Annotated in this window: 19 protein-coding genes, 1 tRNA gene and 3 pseudogenes; 11 read left to right on the top strand and 12 right to left on the bottom strand. The window is 68.1% G+C overall.

Annotation, left to right across the window (positions count from 1 at the left end; genetic code table 11):
* Nucleotides 1-20: 20 nt before the first annotated feature.
* Together ACFWGJ_RS20545 and ACFWGJ_RS20540 are read right to left on the bottom strand one after the other, a co-directional pair.
* The gene (locus ACFWGJ_RS20545; RefSeq protein ID WP_387326398.1) at nt 21-1,865 is read right to left on the bottom strand and encodes a prolyl oligopeptidase family serine peptidase; all 1,845 of its coding nucleotides are present in this window, start codon (nt 1,863-1,865) and stop codon (nt 21-23) included.
* Nucleotides 1,866-2,109: 244 nt separating this feature from the next.
* Nucleotides 2,110-4,215, bottom strand: coding sequence for an NAD-binding protein (locus ACFWGJ_RS20540; RefSeq protein WP_387326395.1), 2,106 nt, complete (start codon nt 4,213-4,215; stop codon nt 2,110-2,112).
* Between the two features lie 326 nt (nt 4,216-4,541).
* On the opposite strand from ACFWGJ_RS20540, the gene ACFWGJ_RS20535 reads away from it, so the two are divergent.
* The 3 genes from ACFWGJ_RS20535 to ACFWGJ_RS20525 all read left to right on the top strand — a co-directional run bounded on the left by ACFWGJ_RS20535 (nt 4,542) and on the right by ACFWGJ_RS20525 (nt 7,410).
* Nucleotides 4,542-5,540 (top strand): permease, encoded by a 999-nt coding sequence (locus tag ACFWGJ_RS20535; RefSeq protein WP_387326412.1) that lies wholly within the window; start codon nt 4,542-4,544, stop codon nt 5,538-5,540.
* On the top strand, nt 5,537-6,283 hold the full coding sequence (locus ACFWGJ_RS20530) for a TIGR03943 family putative permease subunit (RefSeq protein WP_387326393.1): 747 nt from the start codon (nt 5,537-5,539) through the stop codon (nt 6,281-6,283). The genes ACFWGJ_RS20535 and ACFWGJ_RS20530 overlap by 4 nt, the downstream gene beginning before the upstream one ends.
* 164 nt (nt 6,284-6,447) lie before the next feature.
* Nucleotides 6,448-7,410 (top strand): SMP-30/gluconolactonase/LRE family protein, encoded by a 963-nt coding sequence (locus ACFWGJ_RS20525; RefSeq protein ID WP_381832589.1) that lies wholly within the window; start codon nt 6,448-6,450, stop codon nt 7,408-7,410.
* Nucleotides 7,411-7,431: 21 nt separating this feature from the next.
* On the opposite strand, the gene ACFWGJ_RS20520 is transcribed toward ACFWGJ_RS20525, so the two are convergent.
* From ACFWGJ_RS20520 to ACFWGJ_RS20495, 6 genes are all read right to left on the bottom strand, one after another.
* Nucleotides 7,432-8,229 carry a hypothetical protein gene (locus ACFWGJ_RS20520; RefSeq protein ID WP_387326389.1) on the bottom strand — a complete coding sequence of 266 codons (798 nt, stop codon included), beginning with the start codon at nt 8,227-8,229 and terminating at the stop codon, nt 7,432-7,434.
* Between the two features lie 120 nt (nt 8,230-8,349).
* Complete coding sequence (locus ACFWGJ_RS20515) at nt 8,350-8,775, bottom strand: PIN domain-containing protein (RefSeq protein WP_387326386.1); 426 nt, start codon at nt 8,773-8,775, stop codon at nt 8,350-8,352.
* The gene (locus tag ACFWGJ_RS20510) at nt 8,772-9,050 is read right to left on the bottom strand and encodes a CopG family transcriptional regulator (protein ID WP_387326383.1); all 279 of its coding nucleotides are present in this window, start codon (nt 9,048-9,050) and stop codon (nt 8,772-8,774) included. Before ACFWGJ_RS20510 ends, ACFWGJ_RS20515 begins: the two co-directional genes overlap by 4 nt.
* Before the next feature lie 63 nt (nt 9,051-9,113).
* Complete coding sequence (locus ACFWGJ_RS20505; RefSeq protein WP_387326380.1) at nt 9,114-10,016, bottom strand: phosphorothioated DNA-binding restriction endonuclease; 903 nt, start codon at nt 10,014-10,016, stop codon at nt 9,114-9,116.
* Between the two features lie 126 nt (nt 10,017-10,142).
* Nucleotides 10,143-10,961, bottom strand: a complete 819-nt coding sequence (locus tag ACFWGJ_RS20500) for a hypothetical protein (protein WP_387326378.1) — start codon at nt 10,959-10,961, stop codon at nt 10,143-10,145.
* Nucleotides 10,962-11,047: 86 nt separating this feature from the next.
* The gene (locus ACFWGJ_RS20495; RefSeq protein WP_381832610.1) at nt 11,048-11,728 is read right to left on the bottom strand and encodes a DUF488 family protein; all 681 of its coding nucleotides are present in this window, start codon (nt 11,726-11,728) and stop codon (nt 11,048-11,050) included.
* Between the two features lie 756 nt (nt 11,729-12,484).
* On the opposite strand from ACFWGJ_RS20495, the gene ACFWGJ_RS20490 reads away from it, so the two are divergent.
* Both ACFWGJ_RS20490 and ACFWGJ_RS20485 read left to right on the top strand, forming a co-directional pair.
* Nucleotides 12,485-12,817 (top strand): DUF1778 domain-containing protein, encoded by a 333-nt coding sequence (locus ACFWGJ_RS20490; RefSeq protein WP_381832613.1) that lies wholly within the window; start codon nt 12,485-12,487, stop codon nt 12,815-12,817.
* A complete protein-coding gene (locus ACFWGJ_RS20485; protein WP_387326375.1) occupies nt 12,744-13,325 on the top strand; it encodes a GNAT family N-acetyltransferase in 582 nt (193 codons plus the stop codon). The genes ACFWGJ_RS20490 and ACFWGJ_RS20485 overlap by 74 nt, the downstream gene beginning before the upstream one ends.
* A gap of 140 nt (nt 13,326-13,465) precedes the next feature.
* On the opposite strand, the gene ACFWGJ_RS20480 is transcribed toward ACFWGJ_RS20485, so the two are convergent.
* Entirely contained in the window at nt 13,466-13,900 is a 435-nt protein-coding gene (locus tag ACFWGJ_RS20480) for a hypothetical protein (RefSeq protein WP_387326372.1), read from the bottom strand.
* Between the two features lie 200 nt (nt 13,901-14,100).
* Here ACFWGJ_RS20480 and ACFWGJ_RS20475 point away from each other — a divergent pair.
* The 5 genes and pseudogenes from ACFWGJ_RS20475 to ACFWGJ_RS20455 all read left to right on the top strand — a co-directional run bounded on the left by ACFWGJ_RS20475 (nt 14,101) and on the right by ACFWGJ_RS20455 (nt 17,918).
* Nucleotides 14,101-15,249 (top strand): annotated as a pseudogene (locus ACFWGJ_RS20475) (DUF3631 domain-containing protein).
* A 217-nt stretch (nt 15,250-15,466) separates the two neighbouring features.
* Complete coding sequence (locus tag ACFWGJ_RS20470; protein WP_030235725.1) at nt 15,467-15,676, top strand: helix-turn-helix domain-containing protein; 210 nt, start codon at nt 15,467-15,469, stop codon at nt 15,674-15,676.
* A gap of 56 nt (nt 15,677-15,732) precedes the next feature.
* Nucleotides 15,733-16,083: pseudogene (locus ACFWGJ_RS20465) on the top strand (site-specific integrase); the annotation flags it as partial.
* Between the two features lie 251 nt (nt 16,084-16,334).
* Nucleotides 16,335-16,939 (top strand): annotated as a pseudogene (locus ACFWGJ_RS20460) (site-specific integrase).
* A gap of 256 nt (nt 16,940-17,195) precedes the next feature.
* Nucleotides 17,196-17,918: a hypothetical protein gene (locus tag ACFWGJ_RS20455; protein WP_387326369.1), complete on the top strand. Its 723-nt coding sequence runs from the start codon at nt 17,196-17,198 to the stop codon at nt 17,916-17,918.
* A 357-nt stretch (nt 17,919-18,275) separates the two neighbouring features.
* Here ACFWGJ_RS20455 and ACFWGJ_RS20450 read toward each other — a convergent pair.
* The 3 genes from ACFWGJ_RS20450 to ACFWGJ_RS20440 all read right to left on the bottom strand — a co-directional run bounded on the left by ACFWGJ_RS20450 (nt 18,276) and on the right by ACFWGJ_RS20440 (nt 20,399).
* A tRNA-Pro gene (locus tag ACFWGJ_RS20450) sits at nt 18,276-18,349 on the bottom strand.
* 46 nt (nt 18,350-18,395) lie between these two features.
* Entirely contained in the window at nt 18,396-19,202 is an 807-nt protein-coding gene (locus ACFWGJ_RS20445; RefSeq protein WP_381832799.1) for a Pr6Pr family membrane protein, read from the bottom strand.
* Between the two features lie 258 nt (nt 19,203-19,460).
* Nucleotides 19,461-20,399 carry a metallophosphoesterase gene (locus tag ACFWGJ_RS20440; protein WP_387326366.1) on the bottom strand — a complete coding sequence of 313 codons (939 nt, stop codon included), beginning with the start codon at nt 20,397-20,399 and terminating at the stop codon, nt 19,461-19,463.
* A gap of 177 nt (nt 20,400-20,576) precedes the next feature.
* On the opposite strand from ACFWGJ_RS20440, the gene ACFWGJ_RS20435 reads away from it, so the two are divergent.
* Nucleotides 20,577-21,041 carry a GatB/YqeY domain-containing protein gene (locus tag ACFWGJ_RS20435; protein ID WP_387326363.1) on the top strand — a complete coding sequence of 155 codons (465 nt, stop codon included), beginning with the start codon at nt 20,577-20,579 and terminating at the stop codon, nt 21,039-21,041.
* Nucleotides 21,042-21,099 lie beyond the last annotated feature (58 nt).

The raw sequence follows: 21,099 nt of genomic DNA, 5'->3' as shown, positions 1-21,099 counted from the left end.
CTCCCGAGGGCCCGGCGCGATCAGCCGCCCAGGTGCCGCTCCGCGAAGTCCAGCTCCAGCCGGACCTGCTTGATCCGCTCGTCCACGACCAGCGAACCGTGCCCCGCGTCATAGCGGTACACCTCGTGGTCCGCGTCCCGCGAGGCCAGGCGGGTCACATAGTTCTCGACCTGACGGATCGGGCAGCGCGGGTCGTTGACCCCGGCGGAGATGTAGACCGGGGCCTTCACCGCGTCGACGTACGTCAGCGGGGACGACGCCTCGAAACGCTCCGGAACCTCCTCCGGGGTGCCGCCGAGCAGCGTGCGGTCCATCGCCTTCAGGGCCTCCATCTCGTCGTGGTAGGCCGTCACGTAGTCCGCGACCGGTACCGCGGCGATACCGAGCGCCCACGCCTCGGGCTGCGTACCCAGACCGAGCAGGGTGAGGTAGCCGCCCCATGAACCGCCGGTCAGGATCAGCCGGTCCGGGTCGGCGGACCCGGAGGAGACCGCCCATTCCCGGACGGCCGCGATGTCCTCCAGCTCGATCAGACCGACCCGGTGCTTGAGGGCGTCCGTCCACTCCCGCCCGTATCCCGTGGAGCCCCGGTAGTTGACCCGGATCACCATGTACCCGTGGTCCACCCAGGCCGCCGGGCCCGCCGCGAACGAGTCGCTGTCGTGCCAGGTCGGGCCGCCGTGGATGTCGAAGACGGTCGGAAGGGGACCGCTCGCTCCGGCCGGCCGCTGCACGAGGGCGTGGATACGGCCGCCGGGACCCGTCACCCACACGTCCTCGACGGGCACCGACCGCGGTGCCTTCATACCGGGCGGGTCGAGGACGACCTCGCCGGACGTCGAACGGACCACCGGCGCCTCGGCGGAGGACGACCACAGGTACTCCACGCTGCCGTCGGGGCGGGCGGTCGCGCCCGACACCGAGCCCTTGGGCGTAGGCACCCGCTCCAGCTCGCGGGTGGCCAGATCGAACCGCCACAGTTCGCTGCGCGCCTCGAAGCTGTTGACGACGAGCAGAGCGGAGCCGTCCGGATACCACTCGGCGCTCAGGTCGCCGTCCAGCTGCGAGGTCAGCTCCAGGTCCGTCTCCTCGCCGGACACCACGTCCCACACCATCGGCTCCCAGCGCCCGCGCCGCTGGTGTCCGACGAGCAGCCGCGTGTCCCCGGCGACCGGGGCGAAGCCCAGGACCTCCAGACCCAGCTCGGCCGTGCCGCCCTTGGTGTCGTCCAGCTCGGAGACCGCCGAGCCGTCCATCCGCAGCACGCGCAGCGCGGAGTGCATCGCGTCGCCGTGCTCGGTGTGCTCGACCGCGATCAGTGTGCCGTCGTGCGAGAGGTCGCCCACTCCCGCCGACTCGCGGTGGCGGTAGACCTCGACGGGGTCCTCGCCGGTGCGGCTGACGTAGATAGTCGAGCCGTCCTCGTCGGTCGATCTGCCGACGATCGCCGTCCGCCCGTCCCGCCCGAGCGCGAGTCCGGCGGGGTAGGAGGGGTCGAGGCCGGGAGCGGCGGGTGCGTCCGTGCCGGCCGGGCCGCCTTCACCGTCCGCCCCGGCGGTGAAGGGCTGGCGCCGCCAGATCCCGAACTCGTCGCCGTCCTTGTCGTCGAACCACCAGATCCACTCGCCGTCGGGCGACAGCACCCCGTCCGTCGTTCCGTTGGGCCGGTCCGTGACCTGGCGCTGGGCGCCCGTCCCACGGTCCCACGCGTACAACTCGTACGTCCCTGTCGCGTTGGACACGAACAGGGACCGGTGCGGGGCGTCCTCCGCCCAGTCCGGCAAGGACACCCGCGGCGCCCGGAAGCGCTTCTCCCATTCGGGCATGGTTCCCTCGTGCGGGGTGGCCCCGTTGCTCTCAGTCATGGCCCCATAGTGCACGCACAGGACGGCATCGTGCTGACGGGCCCCTCAGCCTGTGGATAACTCTCCGGCCAGAGGGGGCGGTGGTTCGGCCGAACCTTGAATCACCGCAGTTCAAAGCGGTTCAAAGCAGTTCACAAGTGATTGCCGCGGGCAGCACGGTGACACCTGCGGGTGCGTCGTGGTTGCTCGCGCAGTTCCCCGCGCCCCTTACGAGGCCCGGCCACGGGTCCGGCCACGGGCCCGGTTACGGGGCGCCGCCGGTCGTGCGTTCCCGGGTTCGCCGTCCCAGCAGTTCCGCGAGGCCCCGGCGGGTGGCGGCGATGACCACACGGTCGCCGGAGCCGAGCACGTAGGTCGGGGGCAGGTCCCAGACCAGGCCCGACGGGCGGTCGGGGGACGAGCCGTTGCGGTCGCGGTCCGGAGCCGACGAAGGCGGGGCCGAAGACGGGGCCGGGGCCGGGGCCGCGGGGCTGTTCGGCGCGGGTGGGGCGGGGTCGGCCGGCGGACGGGTACGGCGTCCGCCCGGGCCCGCGGTGGTGTCCAGGACCGCCGTGTCCAGGGCGAGAACCCGCCACGCCCCCGCACGGAACGCCTCGGCGACGGTCCTGCCCTCCAGATGCGGATGCCCGGCGACGTCCAGGGCCGCGAAGAGCAGCACCCGGCGTTCCACGGGGATCGCCCCCAGGATCTGGCGGCCCATCATCGCTCCGGCGAAGGCGGGCGCGGCCAGATGGGAGACGCTGCGGCTGCGCGTGAGTGCGTTCGGGTGGGTGGCGCGCAGGGTGCGGTAGACGGCGGTGGCGAAGTCGTCGTCGTACAGGCGCAGGACGACGCGCAGGTCGGGGCGTACGGACCGGGCGTACAGGGCCGCTTCCAGGTTGGTGGTGTCGGCGCTGGTCAGGGCGAGCAGGGCGTGCGCGCGGTGGATCTTGGCGGCTTCCAGGACGCCTTCCTGGGTGACGTCACCGAGGACGACGGGCACGCGCAGCCGGCGTGCCAGCGCGAGACCGCGCGCCTCGGGGTCGGCCTCGACGCACACCACGGGGATGTGGAGTTCGCGAAGGCGGGCGAGGACGCGCGTACCGATCTTGCCGACTCCGAGGAGGACGACGTGACCGGAGAGGCCCCGGGGCGGCCTGCGCAGCGCCGTCCCGCTGCGGAACGTACCGAGGCCTTCCAGGACGGCGGCGAGGAGTACGGGCAGCAGCAGCAACCCGACCAGTCCGGACAGGAGTTGGAGGATCTGGCGGCCGAGCGGGTCGTCGAGCGCGGGATCGTTGATCGCGAAGAGGTCGAGGAGGGTCAGATAGGTGGCGTGCAGGGGATGGGCGCCCGTGACGAGCATGGACGCGACCGCGAGCGCGACCACACAGGCCACCAGCCCGGCGAAGGACCAGCGCAGCCGCCGCGAGAACAGCCTGCCGAGGGGCAGCCCGATGGACATGCCACCCGGCAGGACACCGCGTCCGGCGGGCAGCGGGGGACCGGAGTACGACACGGTCTCCAGGACGATCGTGCCGCGGCCGGTCGCGGCGGCCACGGACGCCTCGTCGGGCAGCAGCCGCGGCCCGTGCTCCCCGCTGCTCTCCGAACCGTCCGCGCCCGCCGGGTCGTTGGTGGTCGCCGAGAGCAGGGCCAGGGTGCACAGCCCGGGGTCGGCGACCTCTCCCGGCCCAGGCGGCTGCCGTTCCACGGCCCGCAGCATCAGCCCGTCGGTCTGTACGACCTTGCTGGTCCCGGCCACGGCGGTGGCGGCCAGCGCGGGCGCGGCGGTGTCCGCGTCGGAGAGTACGGTCGTGGAGGCGTCGAGCAGACCGGGCGCGGGCGAGCCCGTGGCCTCCCCGATCCCTGCCATGGCCAGGGCGGACGCCTGGTCGAGCAGGGCCTCGATGTGCTGGCCGAGACGGCGGTTGTAGAGCCGTATGACCAGCCGCAGACGCGGGTTGAGCCGGCGGGCCATGAGGGCCGCGCGGATGTTGGTCTCGTCGTCGTCATGGACGAGGGCCAGCGCGTGGGCGTGCTCGACCCCGGCCTCGGCGAGCACGGCCTCGGTCAGTACGGCGGCCTCCACCACCTGTTCCGCACGGGGCCCTTCGGGACCACTGCCGGTACTGCCGCCGCCGCTACCGCTGTTGCCTCCGCCCGCGGCGGTGCCGCCGTTGCCCGCCGCCGCCCGGGTCATGGCGGCCGACACGCGGTCGAGCAGGGTCGAGGCGCGGGCCCGTCCCACGACCGGGGGCCGCGCGGTCCGCTCGGCGGACGGCACGACCAGCGTCACCCGCTCCCCGTAGACGCCCCGCAGCTCGGCCGCCAGGCGGTGCGCGAGAGCGTCGTCCCCGCACACCACCATGTGCGCGGCGCGATCGTCCGGCCCGCGATCGTTCGACCCGCTCTGATTCGGAAGGCTCCCCACAACAGCACAGACTGCCTCACGGGTACGGGCGGTTGCACGGTGGCCCGCCGCGAGTGACCGGCTCCGGGAACCGGTGGCGTATCGGGATGAGAAGCTGTGCCGGAACGGGCGTACTGAAGGTGGAGGGCGATCCACCGACGCGGCCCTTCCCTACCGGAGGTACCTCTCCCGTGACCACAACCGACGCAGCACCGCCCGGGGTTGAGGACCGCGAGACGGACGGCACGACGGCGCAAGCCACGGCCGAAACGACGGCCGACACGATGGCGGAAGCTACGGACGGCACGACGGCGGACGCCGGTGGGCCGAAGGGCTGGCAGTTCAACTCCCCCCTCGTCCTGACCATGTTGCTGCTCGCGGGCGTGGTGCTCCAGGACCCCATCCGCGGGGCGCTGTCCGCGCCGGTGACGCAGAGCTGGATGACCGTGTTCGTCGCGGTGATCGTGCAGGCGCTGCCCTTCCTGGTACTCGGCGTCATGCTGTCGGCGGTCATCGCGGTGTTCGTCCCGCCGTCGTTCTTCGCCCGCGCGCTGCCGAAGCGGCCCGCCCTCGCGGTACCGGTCGCGGGCATGGCCGGAGCGGTGCTGCCGGGGTGCGAATGCGCGTCCGTGCCGGTGGCCGGGGCGCTGGTGCGCCGGGGTGTCACGCCCGCGGCGGCGCTGGCGTTCCTGCTGTCGGCGCCCGCGATCAACCCGATCGTGCTGACGGCGACCGCGGTCGCCTTCCCGGGCGAGCCCCGGATGGTCCTGGCCCGTTTCGTAGCGAGCCTGCTGGTGGCGTGCGCGATGGGGTGGCTCTGGCACCGGCTGGGCCGCGCGGACTGGCTGCGCCCGCCGGAGCGCCCCTCCTGGGAGGGCCAGGGCAAGGGGGCGGCGTTCTGGGGGTCGGTACGGCACGACGTGATGCACGCGGGAGGGTTCCTGGTCGTCGGCGCGATGGCCGCGGCGACGCTCAAGGCGGTGGTCCCGGCGGACTGGCTCGGCTACGCCGCCGACAACTTGGTGGTGTCGATCCTCGCCCTGGCGGTCCTGGCCGTACTCCTGTCCATCTGCTCCGAGGCGGACGCCTTCGTGGCCGCGTCCCTCACCCAGTTCTCCCTGACGGCCCGGCTGGCCTTCCTGGTCGTCGGCCCGATGATCGACCTGAAACTCTTCGCGATGCAGACGGCGACGTTCGGCCGCGGTTTCGCCCTGCGCTTCGCGCCCGCCACCTTCACGCTGGCCGTCCTGGTGTCGTCCCTGGTCGGGGCGGTGCTCCTGTGAACCGCCAGGCACAGGCAGCGGTGCTCTTCCTCACCGGCGGAGCGATCCTGCACGCGGGCCTCACCGACCTCTACCTGCGGTACGTCAAGGCCGGGTTGAGGCCGTTGCTGCTGGCGGCGGGGGTGGTCCTGATCGCGACGGCGGTCGCGACGCTCTGGTACGACCACCGCGAACGCCGGACACAGCCCCACACCCACCCCGACTCCGACCCCCGCCCTCATGCGCACGCCCACCGGGAACCTGGTATCGCCTGGCTCATGACCCTCCCCCTCCTGGCCCTCGTCCTGGTGGCACCGCCGGCGCTCGGCTCGTACAGCGCGATGCGCACGGGGACGGCCCTGCAGAAGCAGCCGTGGGGGTTCGCCGACCTGCCCAAGGGGGACACCGTCCGTCTGAGCCTCGTCGACTACGCGGGGCGGGCCGCGTACGACCACGGCCGCTCGCTCGCCGACCGCCGGATCACGACGACGGGCTTCCTGGCGATGGGCAGCAACGGCACGCCCTATCTGGTGCGCATGGCGCTCAGTTGCTGTGCCGCGGACGCCCAGCCGGTGAAGATCGGCCTCACCGGCCACACCCCGACGGTCCTGCGCCCGGACACCTGGCTGGAGGTCACGGGCACGTACACCGGGAAGCGGACGAAGGACCCGGTGAACGAGGGGGTCATCCCGTTCCTGGACGTCACGGAGGCCAAGCCGATCAAGGCGCCCCGCGACCCGTACGACGAGAGCTGGAACGGCTGAGGCGTCGTGTACCCGCAGTCGTGTACCCGCAGGGGGACCGTCAAGCTGTCGATCCTCTGTCGATGCGGGGCACGGGCGGGATGGGTGGGGCGAGGTTGAGCCAGGATGAAGGCACGGCACGTACGGAGTTGAAGTTCTCAGACCCTCCAAGGAGGCCAGGAACGATGACCCACTCGATCCGCACGACCCGCGAACACCCCTCACGCCGCACGCTGCTGGGCGGCGCGGCGCTCGCCGCGTTCACGGTGGCGACGGGGACAGGAACGGTGAACGCGGCCGCGTCGAACTCGCCCGCCACCTGGCCGACGGAGTTCCCCCTCCCCGACGGCTTCCTCCCCGAAGGGATAGCCATCGGCAGGAAGCCGTACGCGTACATGGGCTCGCGCGCGAACGGCGCGATCCACCGCACGGACCTGCGTACGGGCGAGGGCAGAACCCTCTTCGCGGGCGCCGCCGGCCTGGTGGCGGTCGGCCTGAAGCTCGACCACGACGGCCTGCTGTACGTGGCGGGCAACACGGGAGTGGCCCGTACACACGACTCCCGCACGGGGGATGTCGTGGCAACACACCAACTGACGGAAGCCACCGGCCACTTCATCAACGACGTGACGCTGCTGAGTGATCGTGCATGGTTCACGGACTCCCGCGCGGCGGCGCTGTACGGGGTCCCGAGGGGCCGCTCCGGAGCGGTACGCACCCTGCCGCTCACCGGGGACTGGGTCCAGCTCCCGGACGTCAACAATGCCAACGGCATCGTGGGCACCCCCGACGGCCGAGCCCTCATCGTGGTCAAGAGCACCCCGGGAGAGCTGTACAAGGTGAACATCCGGACGGGCCACGCCACCCGCATCACCCTGATCGGCGCACCGGACGTCGTGAACGGCGACGGCCTCTACCGCATCGGCCGCACCCTGTACGTGGTCCAGAACCGCCTGAACGTGATCAGCGTGTTCCACCTGAACCGGTCGTCGACCCTGGCCACCCTGACCGGCACGATCACGGACCCGCGCTTCGACGTCCCCACCACAGCGGCCCGCTTCGCCAACCGCCTGTACCTGGTCAACGCCCGCTTCACGAGCCCTCAGACCCCGGAGACGACGTTCACGGGGGTGGCGGTCCCGATCTGACCGGGCGCCGGGACGACCGGGTCATCCGGCCGGGTGGAGCCGGCGCACCCGCCCGTCGTCCGTCACCTCGTACACGTCGATGCGCAGCAACTGCCGGACATGGAGCGGAACGCGTTCTGCGGCCTTGACCGACGAGGACGGCACGACGAGCGCGTAGCGCGTACGGGGGTCCTGGCTCGTCATGCGCCGCAACAGCTGCCCGTAGGCGGTGTCGGCGTCGATGCCCGGGTCGCTGGTGCGCCCCTTGGCCTCACAGACCAGCCGCTCGTCGCCGCGTACGGCCTCCAGGTCGGTCCACCGGTCCGTGGGATCGACCGGCGTCCAGCCCTCGGCGAGCAGCCAGGTCCGGAAGGCGCCGACGACCCGGTCCTCGTCGCTCGCGCGACGGCCGCCGTCGTGGGACAGGAGCTTCCTCAGCGCGGCGAGGTCGGCCTTCTCGCTGCGCCGCAGCCGTCCGCGGCCGTCGGCAGGGAGATCGGCGGGCCGCACGACGACCAGCCGCAGCCCGTGCGCGGGAATCTCCACCTCCCGCCGGGCGTCGTACAGGGCCCGCTGCTCCCCGCGGTGAACACCGCTGACGGTGAGCCGGTCCGGCTTGTCGAAGTGGGGTACTGGCCGGTCGTGCTGCAGTTCGCGGTACTCGACCACGAGCCCGTGACCCGGCCAGTACGCATCGACCGGCAACCTGACGCGCCGACCGCCCGCTCCGGGATCCCCCAGCAGCCAGTCGAACGTGTGCTGCGTCAGGGCCCGCTCACCGAGGACCAGATCGCACAGCCCGACGACATAGGCCTCGTCACTGTCATCTCTCGCTCCCATGACGGCGCATCCTGCCAACGCCTGCACCGGCGACCAAGGGCAAGCTGCTGGTCACGGACGCGACGGACCGGCACCCCAGCTGGGCCCGGGCGGCGAGACTCCTGAGAGGTGCGGGTCGGGTCATACCTTCTTGACCACGACCGTGTCCGGGACCAGCTTTTCCAGGTCGCCGACGTCCGAGGTGAAGACGGTGACCCGCCCCTTCTGCTGTCGCGCGATCACGGCGAGCACGGCGTCGATCGCGTACTTGTGGCCGTGCAACTCGGCATCGGCCAGGAGCCGGCGTGCCTGGCGGGCCTCGTCCTTCCCGATGTCGACGACCTGGAGCCGGGACAGTACCCAGTCCCAGCGCTGTTCGGTGGTTCTGCCGTCGTAGGCCTCGACCAGGGTCATCGGTGACGTCACCACTTCGGCCTCACCTCGCGCTGCGAGGTCGAGCCAGGTGATCATGTTCCGATCACCGCGTACTGCCAGCGAAAGAGCTCCACAGTCCAGGACGAAGACACGGAGCGGCCTCTGCCCGTGCTCACCGGCTCGCTTCTTCACGCAGCCTCTCCGCGGTCGTGCTGCCCGGAGGCGCGGCGCCGCTCGTGTTCGGCGTCGAGATCCTCCAGTTCGGCGAGCGCCGCCGCATGCTCGTCCTCAGTCACGGGACCATGTTCTTCCTGCAGCCAGTCGGCCAGTTCCCGAAGACGGTCCCGGTCGCGCTTGAAGCGCAGTGCCTCGGCGACGTACGCCGACAGGCCCCGCTCTGCCGCTTCCGCGCGGATCTCGTCAAGGAGATCCTCGGGGATCGTGACGGTCACCTTTTTCGTCGCCATAGAAGAAACCATACTCGCCGTATCGCACCGCTTACCAGTGGGCGCGCTGTCGACGCTCGTTGATCAGGCGGCGGTGGAGGGGCGTGGGCTGTCGTGGAAGACCTGGCTGGTGTGCCAGGCGCGGTGGATCGCGGCGACAGGGTGGGCGCCCGGTTGAGGTCCGACGAGTGGTCGGTCGGCGAGCGCGATGACGTGCTCGCGGGCGGCTGGGCTGTGGCCGACGAAGCTCTGGGAGACCAGGACGCGGTGGTCTTCGTCGATGCCGAGGACGCCCATGTCGAAGAGCTTGTGGTGCAGCGAGCACAGACACAGTCCGTTCTCGACGTCGTCCGGGCCGTCGAAGGCCCACCAGCGCACGTGCGCGGCCTCCAGCCCGACCGGCACCGTGCCGATCCTGCCGTCGTAGCCGCAGAAGGCGCACCGGTACTCGTAGGCCGTCAGGACCCGTTCCCGCATCCGCGGATCCCGCCGCCTCCGCACGGCGTCCGGGAGCTGCCACGATCCGGTCTCCGCCGTCTCCAGCTCCAGGCCCACGGAATCGCACAGATCGGCGTGGAGCGACGGGGGGAAGTGGAGGTCGAGCAGGACCCGTGCCATCCGGCCGAGCAGCGTCGGCTCACGCCGCAGTGCCGCCCGCAGTTCAGGCGCCAGCCGCCCTGCAGCCACCGCGGTCCGCAACTCACGCACCCCGGTGCCGGGGCTGCCCGGGCCGCGATCGGTGCGTACCTCCCATACGCCGTCGCTCACCAGATGGTGGAACGGGTAGGCAGGAGTCGTCCTGTTCGGCGGACCGTACTCGGTCAGCAGTCGCTGCAGATCCTCCTCCACCGCGCTGTACCGCAGTTCGCCGGAGGCATCCTGCTGGAACCGACCGAGGGCGTACAGCAACAGCAACGGCTTGTGCGGAGCGCGGGTCCCATTCCTGGTCCACTGCCTCAGTTGCGCGGTGCGCTCCAGCCATTCCATGACCGGCGATCGTAGTCGCGCCCGCAGCCAGGCAGAGCAGCGAATCCCTTCTGCACTACGCGAGTTGAGCTGACGGCCGCGGTCGGAGGACGACGGCGGCGGATGGCCCATCCTGCGTACTCACCGTCACAGGTCGAACAGGCTTTCCTGGAAGTTCTCGACGACATCCCGTCGCGGATAAAGCAGGCCCAGCAGCAGGAACGTCTTGGGGCGTGCTGCGACGTTCCCCACGAAACAGTGGACGGCCCTTTGCGCAGTGACCATCCGGTCGAACCAGCGCTCGCGAAGCTTCTCCTCCACGCCGTCCTTTCCGTACTGGCGAAAGAACTTGCGGTACGACTCGCCCGCCTCCCAGTCCCTCAGCCCCATGTCGTGACCACCGCACTCCTGGTCCGCGCATCGGAAGCTGTACCGGAACTCAAGCGGCACCCACTCCAGTTGGCGAAGATCCTGTGCGAGCAGATCCAGCTGATCTGCAAGGGCCGCCTTCGAAGCCGGCCAGGGCTCGGCAGGAGCAAAGCGGAAACCGGTGAACTCCGCTGGGCGGAAGACACCGAGCGACGTCCCCCGAAGCTCTTGGTCCCGCTTTATGGAGCACAGGGACGGTGACACGAGGGGCCGCACGTGCGAGAACCGTTCGTGCCAGCCGTCCGCTGTCCCGAGACGTTCGATGACCTTGAGTGTGTGCAGGTTGGGACGCCAGCTCTCGGGACGGCGGTCCCCATGGTGTCGCCGCACGTCGACCTCGACGATCGAGTACTTGGCGAACTGGCTCTCTTCGCTCAGAGAGCGGAACGGAACCGGGAAGAGCCGCACATGCTGGGGTGTCCCTTGGTCGAGCCGTATGCCGGCCACGCAGCTTGTCTCGTGGTACTTCGTGGACAGTTCCGGATAGGTCTTGACCGTGATCATGATCCGTGCGCGCTGCCAAATCCCCGATCCCATGGTTGCCCCCTCCACAGATCTCCCGATCCGATTGGAGGAGAGGCATGCGCCACCGGCAAGGGCGCATACGGGGACGAAGGGCGAAGTCAGGCCAGGGGAACGACGGGCACGTCTGCCCGCTTACGGACCGTCTCCAGGACGACCTGTCGGTGGCAGCGGCTTTCGTCCTTCTCGAAGCACAGCACCGCGACCCGGGACTGCCGGGCATGCTCCGTAAGACGTTCAAGATCGGTCTGCGCTTCCTCGGACCGCAGCACCCCGCGGAACCGGGCCCGCCCCACGTCGAGGCGGCCCTCCCAGAACGGCGCCCTGTTGTCCTTGGGATTGCCCAGGCCACGCAGGTGGGTGTACGTGATGCCGGCCTCGGCGAGTGCCTGCCCGAGTCGCGTCTTGCTGAAGCCCTTCTTGCGGCTGATCGGCGTGAGCCGTACGTCCGCCACGACATCGATACGGCTGTCGAGGAGAGAGGCGACGAACGAGTCGATGTCCCGGCCTTCGTACCCGGCGGACCAGAGGCCGGGAGCGACCTTGGCCTCCTGGAAAAGTTCGTCCAGGGGGACCTCAAGTACTTCGGCAACGGCTCCGACGGTGAAAAAACCTGGCTGGATCGCTCCCTCGCTCTCCAGACGGGCCAGCGTTCCCACGGCGATGCCGGCCTCTTTGGCAAGCCGTTCCCGCGACCACCCTCGCCCCTCGCGCAGCGCTCGCACATGCTGGGCGAGTGCTGCGGCGTGATCATGGGGACGCGCTGAGTGATGGCTTGCCATGTGTCGTGATCCTAGGGGCGGTTGAGGGGGCCGGCATGGTGTTCCGGTCCGACTACCGGAGCGGATCCACGAACGCCAGGTCCGAGTTCCCTTGGTTACCGCACTTCAGGCGACCGCGTCGGTCACCCACCGGGAAATATGGCCATGGCCTTCTCCCGGCTTTCTCCCAAATGCCCTCAAGAAACCACTCAGGGGCCCGACCCGCTAAGCGGATCAAGCCCCTGACCTGGTCTTACGGCTGTCGGGGTGGCGGGATTTGAACCCACGACCTCTTCGTCCCGAACGCGATCAGAGCCTTCGTGACCTCCGCCTCGGACTGTTGACGTGCTCTCTCGGCTCCAGCACTGTCCACTAGCGTCCGATGCGGTCTCGGTGTGGCTGCTTCATTTGGCCCCCGTTTGGCCCCCTGGTCGGCGTACCTTTCCTCGGCTCATGTGTCCTATGACCAGGGAAGTCGCAAGGCGCGAGGGGGGCGAACCCGTGGCGCTCTCAACGCCTTCTGTCGCCTGCCGGACGAGTGGCCGCCTTGACACTACCCGGTAGGTGTACGGACACTGTACGTACACCACCGCAGGGCGGCTCTCTCTATCTTGGCCGAAGTGGAGAGCCGCCCTAACTGGACCCACCACCCAGGGTGGCTCTTTCTACCTTGTCGGAAGCAGAGAGCCGCCTCTAGTGGTGAGCCCCGCCTGTCCGAAGAAGTGAGGATTCACCGACCTCCCTTTCAGCGGGGCTCGCCAGATGGAGACCCTTCCCATGAACGAGACACAGGAACGAAAGACCAAGGAACGGACCAGTCGCCGTAAGGAAAGCAACCGTACTAGCACAACCCGTCTTGAGATCCGCATTCCAGAAGAAGACAAGAAGTTGATCGAGCGGGCCGCACAGAGCAGCCACGTAACGACTACGGGTTTTGTCTTGCAAGCCGTAAGGCAGGCAGCGCAAGACCAGTTGCGTCGCGAGCAAGTGACGGTCGTGCCGCCTGATTTCTACGAGGCAATGGTTGCTTCGTTGAATGAGCCGGATGAAGCAAACGCGGCTTTGTCCAAGGCGGCAGCCCGGGCTCGGGAGATCATCAGGAAGGCATAGGGCCGAGTTCGTGTACGAATCGGAATCGCTCAGCGAGCAACATGTCTTGGAGTCGTTCGACTGTGGGAAAGTTGCGCTGAACGACTGGCTGATGAACTCAGCGAGACACTGTCAGAGCAACCGGACGGCTAGCACGTTCGTATGGTGTGCTCTGACTGACCCTCATGTGGTCGCCTACTACTCGTTGGCGGGACACGTGGTGGAGAAACAAGCACTACCACCGAAGCTGGGCCGGGGATCCCCGGAGCAGATGCCGGCTGTGTTGTTGGCTCGACTGGCGATCGACAAGACGCTGCAAGGCCAAGGCCTAGGTGGCGTACTTCTTGCCGACGCCATGGGGCAAGTCGTCGCTGCGGTTCAACGCGTAGCAGCTCGATTCGTCATTGTCGATGCCCTCGATGAGGAAGCTGCCGCGTTCTATGACCGGTACGGCTTCAAACGTATTCCGGGGCACATGCGGATGTACAGGAAGATCAGCGATATTGAGCGCAGTTTGGCGCTTGGCTAGCGGCTTTCAGCGCATAGGGGTGCCGACCGCAAGGTCGGCGCCCCTATGTTGCGCTTTGGCGGAAGACGTGACGATCTCAAGCGTGGCTGTCGCCGTCCGAGCGGCTCACAGGAGCATGCGTGCTGCCAGACTCCCGCGAGCTATGCGCGAACGATCCCGAAGGACGGATATGTGGTCTCGATAGAGCGCCAAGTGGTAATGGCGCTCTCTGTGAGTTCGCGAAAGTTCGTTCTTAAGGTCAGGTAATTTGTATGATGAGGAGAGTTACATGCCCGGCTGGCAGCGTTGCCTAACCGTTGGTAAATCTCGCAAAATTGCACAAAATGCTCCTCATGGACGAGCATTTGATCAAAATCCCAACGAGATTCGACCTCCAGGCGACGTGGTCGTACCTCATCACGAAGAGTTTTCCACTGCTCCTTCATGGCGCGCAACCTCTCCTCCCCGACGAAATTAAATATATTATCGAGTGTTCGCCAGAAGTCGAGCGACATGCTTCCGCTTTCTCGGAGCCCTGGATTTTCGTGAGCCGCGGCCAGCGTGCGAAACTGCTCAATCGTCTGATCTATATCCATCCAGGCTGCATGAAAATCCCTTAGTACGCGCTCAGAGTGCCTTTGAACTGCGCGCTGCTCGGCGAGGAGCGTATGACTCTCTCCAAGCCGGCTCACGACCACGAGAGCAAATGGGACTGCAAACATAAGCCCCGGTGAATGCCAAGGCGCCGGGTCGCCTCAGCACGGACACACCTAGCACCAACCTGCCGGCACCCGCCATGGACGGCTCCGCCCTGCTCGACGAGGTGGAAGCCTTCCACCGACGCTTCAACATCTTCCCCCTCGAAGCTGCGTACGTCGCCGTGACGCTGTGGGACGCACACGCGCACCTGCTCGACTGCTTCGACTCCACACCGCGGCTCGCGTTCCTGTCGCCGGAGCCTGGCTCCGGCAAGTCCTGAGCGCTGGAGATCGTGGAAACCCTCGTGCCGCAACCGATGGTCGCGGTCAACGCCTCGGCCTCCGCGCTCTTCCGCGCCGTGTCCGGGATGGAGGGACGGCCGACCATCCTGTTTGACGAGATCGATACCGTCTTCGGTCCCAAGGCCGGAGAGAACGAACAGCTCCGCGGGTTCCTCAACGCCGGGCACCGCCGTTCCGGCGTCATGTGGCGGTGCGTGGGCGACGGCTCCAACCAGCAGGTACAGGAGTTCCCGTCGTTCTGCGGGGTCGCGGTCGCCGGTCTCGGCTCGCTGCCGGACACGATCCTGACTCGCTCGGTCATCGTCCGCATGCGCCGCCGCGCACCGAACGAGCAGGTCGAGCCGTTCCGGCAGCGCATCCACGAGAAGGAGGGCCACGCGCTGCGCGACCGGCTCGCCGCATGGGCACAGTCCGTCCGCCACCTGGTCGACGGAGTGTTCCCGGAACTCCCGGAGGGCATCAGCGACCGGCCCGCGGACGTGTGGGAACCCCTGCTCGCCATCGCGGACGCTGCGGGCGGTACGTGGCCGGAGCGGGCCCGCACCGCGTGCATCGAGCTGGTGAACGCGGCCAAGACCAGCGACAAGGGCAGCATCGGCATCCGCCTGCTCACGGACCTGCGCGACTACGTGTTCAACGGCATCGACCGCCTGCCCACCGTCGCCATCCTCGACAGGCTGCACAGCCTCGAAGAGGCACCGTGGGCGGACATGAGCGGCAAGCCGCTCGACGCCCGCGGGCTGTCTCGGATGCTGCGCGAGTACATGACGGCGGACAACGCCCCCATCGCGGCCCGCAACATCAAGGCAGGGGGCAGCGTCATGAAGGGCTACTACGCGAGCGACCTTCACGACGCGTGGCAGCGCTACTGCCCTCCCCCTGCTGAAAGTCTGCTACTTCCACTACCTCCGCTACCGGGCAGCTCAGACGCGGTTCCCGGGTAGCGGCAAGCCGCTCCGCATCCGCTACCGCAACACCCCATCCGCTACCCGCCCCGCGGTCACGAACCACAGGCCGGTAGCGGCTCCATCCGCTACCGCTACCCCTATCCGCTACCTGGATCATGCCCCTGACCAGGGAGGTAGCGGAGGTAGCGGAAGTAGCGGACCTGACAGGAAGGGGGTCACCGCCCCCGGAGCCCTGCCGAGGAGGCACCGCCGCATGGCCACCGTTGCTGAACCTGCCGAACAGCTTCTCTACCGCCCCGAGGAGGCGGCCAAGGCTCTCAGGATCGGACGCTCGATGGTCTACGAGGAGATACGCCTCGGACGACTTCAGACCGTCCGCATCGGCCGTCGCCGTCTCGTGCCGCCGGAGTACATCGAGCGGTACGTCGAACTCCTCAAGCGCGAGGCAGAAGCCACCGCCTGAACTTCCCAACACCCGAATTCCGCAGGGCCGCGTCCTTCAGGGCGCGGCCCTGTCCTATGGAGGCACAACAGAAGATGAGTGAGACCCCGAAGCGTGCCCAAAGGGCTGGCCACGGCGCGGACACCATCTATTGGGACCCGGCCAAGAAGAGTTTCGTGGGGGCCGTCTCCCTGGGGTATGCCCCGAACGGCAAGCGCCGTCGACCGAAGGTGTACGGCAAGACCAAAACCGAGGTCCGCCAGAAGATCCGGGATCTGAAGAAGGAGATGCAGACCGGCGTCAAGGAGCCGGCCAACTACACCGTTGCCGACGCGGTGAACGACTGGTTGGAGCGCGGACTGAAGGGGCGCGACGAGAAAGGCACCATCGGCAAGAACCGCTCGATGGCGTACAAGCACCTGATTCCTTTCATCGGCAAAGCCAAGCTGAAGGAACTCAGCGCGGACGACGTGGACGATTGGTTGGACGGCAGGGCGGAATTGCTCGCGACGCGAAGCCTGCGCGACCTGCTCGCCGTCCTGCGCTGTTCCATCGCGCACGCCCAGCGCCGAGCCAAGGCCGCGCGGAACGTCGCTCTACTCGTCACCGCACCGGAGGGACGCCCCGGCTGTCCGAGCAAGGCGCTGAACCTGGAGCGAACCTGGAGCAGGCGAAAGCCGTGCTCATCGCCGCGCGACCGTCACGTCTGTACGCCTACCTTGTGCTCTCGCTCCTCAGCGGCGTGCGCACGGAAGAGGCGCGACCCCTCACCTGGGACCACGTCTTCCTGGAAGCGACGGACGGCATCCCGCCGCACGTCGCGGTATGGCGCTCGGTACGCAAGCACGGTGAGACGAAGACCAGGAAGAGCCGCCGGACCATCGCTCTCCCCAAGCAGGTGGTCGACGTCCTCGAAGAGCACAGGCGATGGCAGAAGCGGGAGCGAGCGTCGAAAGGGATGGAGTGGAGCCCGGCCGGCCGTGTCTTCACCACCCGGAGCGGTGAGGCGCTCGACGCGGCCAACGTTCGGCGAGACTTCAAGGCCATCGTGAAGAAAGCCGGACTGAAGCCTGAGTGGGCCCCCGGGAGCTCCGGCACAGCTTCGTGTCCCTGCTCTCGGACCACGGTATCCCGCTGAAAACCATCGCCCTTTTGGTCGGGCATAGCAGCCAGGTCACTACTGAGTCTGTTTACCGCAAACAGCTTCGGCCTGTCATCACGAGGGGCGCTGAGGTGATGGACGACATCTTCGCTTCGACTCGGGATGGCGGAATCATCGCGTAATCTGTTTCGATTTGCGTAACCCCTCCTTCAGTTACTTACGGAACTGATCAAATTTTCACTCCTTAGGAAGTGAATCGTGCGTTGGTGCTGTGGGAGGGATCCAAACGCGTTCAGGAACGCAACTGTTGTCCCTGTGTTTGCTGCCGGTCGGTAGACGCATGAAGTAAGAGACCTAAGAGCTTGTTAACCTTCCTGGGAAGTTTTGGTCAGCCTTATGATTTCCTTGCTGTTCCGACGGCTGGGAAGGTACTGGCAAATGACGATTCCAAACCCTTCGGGCGCTCCTGACCCCACACCGTCCCCTGAACCAAGGCCGGCCCCCCTCCCCACGCCGACTCCCGGTCCATCCCGCACCCCTGCCCCGACGCTTGGTAGCTCACTTTCCGTAATTGATCGTTGGAAGTTCGGAATTGAAATCCTTGTCGGGGTTTTAACGCTCGTGACGTTGTTTGTGTTGGCTATGCAAACGGTTGCCGCCAATGAGCAGGCTGAGCAGGCAGTAAAGCAGAGTAAAGAGGCTGCCAAGCAAAGCGCTGAAGCAGCGAATCAGGGGGCGGCGCAGAGGCTAGATGCCACGTATGAGCGCCTGTTGGACCGGAAGGAATGGCTCGCGTCGCAAGAGAACTCGCGAATTACTGGTCACATATTTCGCGGGACACCGCTTGAAGAAATCAAGGATGAGGTGGAGCGTGAGCAAGTTGCGATGGCTTTAGTGTGGGATCTGGCTTACGTAGACTACCTGTATGAAATGTTGCCCGGATTGGTGGACTGTGCACCGGAAGATCGGCATTTAGAATTGCGTGAGACAGGGAAAATGGGTGTCGCATCGTGCGATGACTGGGCCGCATGGAGTGAATACATTTACTCCGTTTTCACGGATTCGAGGGTGTGTGAACTACTGAAGGAAAGTCAGGCTACCTACGGAGTTGGATTGGTGAGTGCAATTCGCGCAACAGATGTGTGTGAAGGCATACTCTGAATTCGCTTCACTCGGTGCGCACATGTTCAAGACGCGCGCAGCGTCACTAGGCAGACAGCTTCACCGAAGGTGTCTGCCTCTTCCCACTCCGGATGATGCCTCCCGCTCGCCGCGACATCAGGTACTTCACTGGGTGGAGCAGTCTGTCGGGCATCACGCAGGTTGGGTCGCAACTGAGCGCTTGTCAGGGCAGGGCCGCTGCGACTCTGGCCGACGTCTGGGAGTCTGAAGCGCTGGACTCCGCAAAGATCCAGAGAGTCAGCTGACTGTTTGATCAACTTCGGGTGGCCCTCTATTTGGCCCCCCAAGCACGACAGAGGCCCAATCGCGATCAAGCGATTGGACCTCTGACCAGCGTCGGGGTGGCGGGATTTGAACCCACGACCTCTTCGTCCCGAACGAAGCGCGCTGCCAAGCTGCGCTACACCCCGATGTCGCTGCGGTGGCCACTCTCGTGGTGTGCCGTGGCGACGTCGTTTACTTTAGCCCACCGGTGGCCGGAGACGAAATCCGGTTTTCCGGGGCGCGGTGGCGGCGTGGGCCGGGCCTGATGTGGTCCAGGGCGACGAGGAGGACGGCCAGGGCGTAGCAGGCGAGGCCGAGGATCGTGGCGTTGCCCAGGACCTCGACGAAGCCGTGCTCGGACACGTCGAGGAAGGGGTAGCGGTAGCGGGCCGTCGTGCCGGCGGGGAGGAGCAGGCCCCGGGTCACCGTGTACGCCAGGTACGCGACCGGGAGGATCATCCAGGCGGCCGCGCTGTGCAGGCGCAGCGCCCCCGGGCGGGTCAGCAGGAGCCAGTCCAGCGCGACCGCCACCGGGATCACCGTGTGGAGCAGCTGGTTCGTGACCGCGTGCCAGCCGGTGAGCGCCGTGGCGTCGCCCGTCATGGAGAAGACGGTCGCGTCGTCGGCGAGGATCAGGTGGTAGAGCAGGCCGGTCCCGACCGCGTACAGCAGGGTGCAGGCGGTGACGGACGGCCGCAGCGGGTGGCGGGCCTTCCACGCCCGCCAGGCCGAGACGGTGAAGACCGCGGCCACCAGGACGCTGCTCAGGACCGTGGCGTAGCTCAGGACGCGCAGCGGGTCGCCCAGGAGCAGGTCGAGCGCCACGCCCGCGGCGGTGGCCAGGGCGACGAGGAGGCGGAAGGCGGCGACCAGGGGGCGGCGTACGCGCGGGACCACCGCGTACGCGGGCACGACGGGGACGGCGGAGGCGGCGGCGCTGGCGGCTATGCCGGGGATCCTGGGGATGTCCGGGATGTCCGCAGGTATGGGGGTGGTCATCCCCTCACGCTAGGAGGGGTGCATAAAAGGGGCGAGGTGGATTGAACCGGACGGGTGGGTCCGGCCTCGTCCGCCTCCCACCGCTACGCGGACCCCCGGCCAGGTCCGGCCCCGCTACACGGACCCCGGAGCGGCCCCCCGGCCAGGTCCGGCCCCGCTACGCGGACCCCGGAGCGGCCCAGTCCCGCTGCACAGCCCCCCGGCCAGGCCCAACCCCGCTGCACAGCCCCCGACCGGCCCCGACAAGCCCCCGACCGGCTACGCCGAATCCCGCCCCGTCAGCGTCAGCAGCGTCGCCTCCGGTGGGCACGCGAACCGTACCGGGGTGTACCTGCTCGTCCCGCAGCCCGCCGACACGTGCAGGTAGGACGTCAGGCCCGACTCCTCCTCCGTGTACGTGGACAGGCCCTTCACCCGGTCGGTGTCCAGGTCGCAGTTGGTGACCAGGGCGCCGTAGAAGGGGATGCACAGCTGCCCGCCGTGCGTGTGGCCCGCCAGGACCAGCGGGTAGCCGTCCGCGGTGAAGGCGTCCAGTGCCCGCAGGTACGGCGCGTGCACGATGCCGAGGGAGAGGTCGGCCGCCTCGGACGGGCCGCCCGCCACGCGCGCGTACCGGTCGCGCTTGACGTGCGGGTCGTCGAGCCCGGTCAGCTCGATCTCGAAGCCGTCGATCTTCAGCGAGCCCCGGACGTTCGTCAGGTTCAGCCAGCCCGCCGCGTCGAAGCCGTCGCGCAGCTCCTCCCACGGGTTGTGGACGACGTTGACGGCGGGCGCGTTGCCGTTCAGCCCGTGCCGGCCCTGTGTCTTCTCCAGCAGATAGCGGGCGGGGTTGCGCAGCGTGGGCCCGTAGTAGTCGTTCGAGCCGAAGACGTACGCGCCGGGGAACTCCATCAGCGGGCCGAGGGCGTCCATGACCTCCGGTACGCCCTCGGGGTCCGAGAGGTTGTCCCCGGTGTTGATGACGAAGTCGGGGCGCAGCCCGGCCAGCGAGCGCAGCCAGCGCTGCTTCTTGCGCTGCCCGCTCACCATGTGGATGTCGGAGACCTGGAGCACGCGCAGCGGTCGCATCCCGGGGGGCAGCACCGGGACCGTCACCCGCCGCAGTCTGAACGAGCGGGCTTCGAACCCCGCCGAGTAGAGCAGACCGGCGGCACCAGCCGCCGCGATTCCCAGTGGTACTCCGTATCGCGCGCGCATACGCCCATCGTGTCAGACCCTGGACACCCGGAAACCCACGGACGGCCCGTGCGCGGCCCGTGCGCGGTCCACGGACAACCCGCGGACACCCCACGGACGGCCCGCGGACGATCCTGCTGGAGCCGCCCGCCGAAATCCATGGGCGTCCGCCGCACCACACCTGCGACAATCGACCCCATGACCACGCTCAAGTCGAAGCTGCAGGCAGACCTCAACGCCGCGATCAAGGGGCGCGACGAGCTCCGTTCCTCGACGCTCCGGCTGACCCTCGCCGCCGTCCAGAAGGAGGAGGTCGCGGGTACGCAGAAGCGCGAACTCTCCGACGACGAGGTGCAGAAGGTGATCGCCAAGGAGGCGAAGAAGCGCCGCGAGGCGGCCGAGGCCTTCGCGCAGGGCGGCCGTACCGAGTCGGCCGAGCGCGAGAAGGCGGAGGGCGAGGTCCTCGCCGAGTACCTGCCCAAGCAGCTCTCCGACGACGAGCTGCGGCAGATCGTCGCGCAGGCGGTCGAGGAGGCGAAGGCGGCCGGCGCCGAGGGCCCGCGCGCCATGGGCCAGGTCATGAAGATCGTGAACCCGAAGGTGGCCGGTCTGGCGGAGGGCGGTCGCGTCGCCGCGGAGGTCAAGAAGCGCCTCGCGGGCTGAGCCCCGAGCACCCCGGCCGGCCACCGCCGTACGCCGATGGGGGCGCCCCTTGCAACAA

The organism is Streptomyces sp. NPDC060205 (assembly GCF_042728395.1).
Taxonomy (GTDB): Bacteria; Actinomycetota; Actinomycetes; order Streptomycetales; family Streptomycetaceae; genus Streptomyces.
Note: the sequence above shows the minus strand (reverse complement) of the source record. Positions and strands in the feature narration are given on the sequence as shown.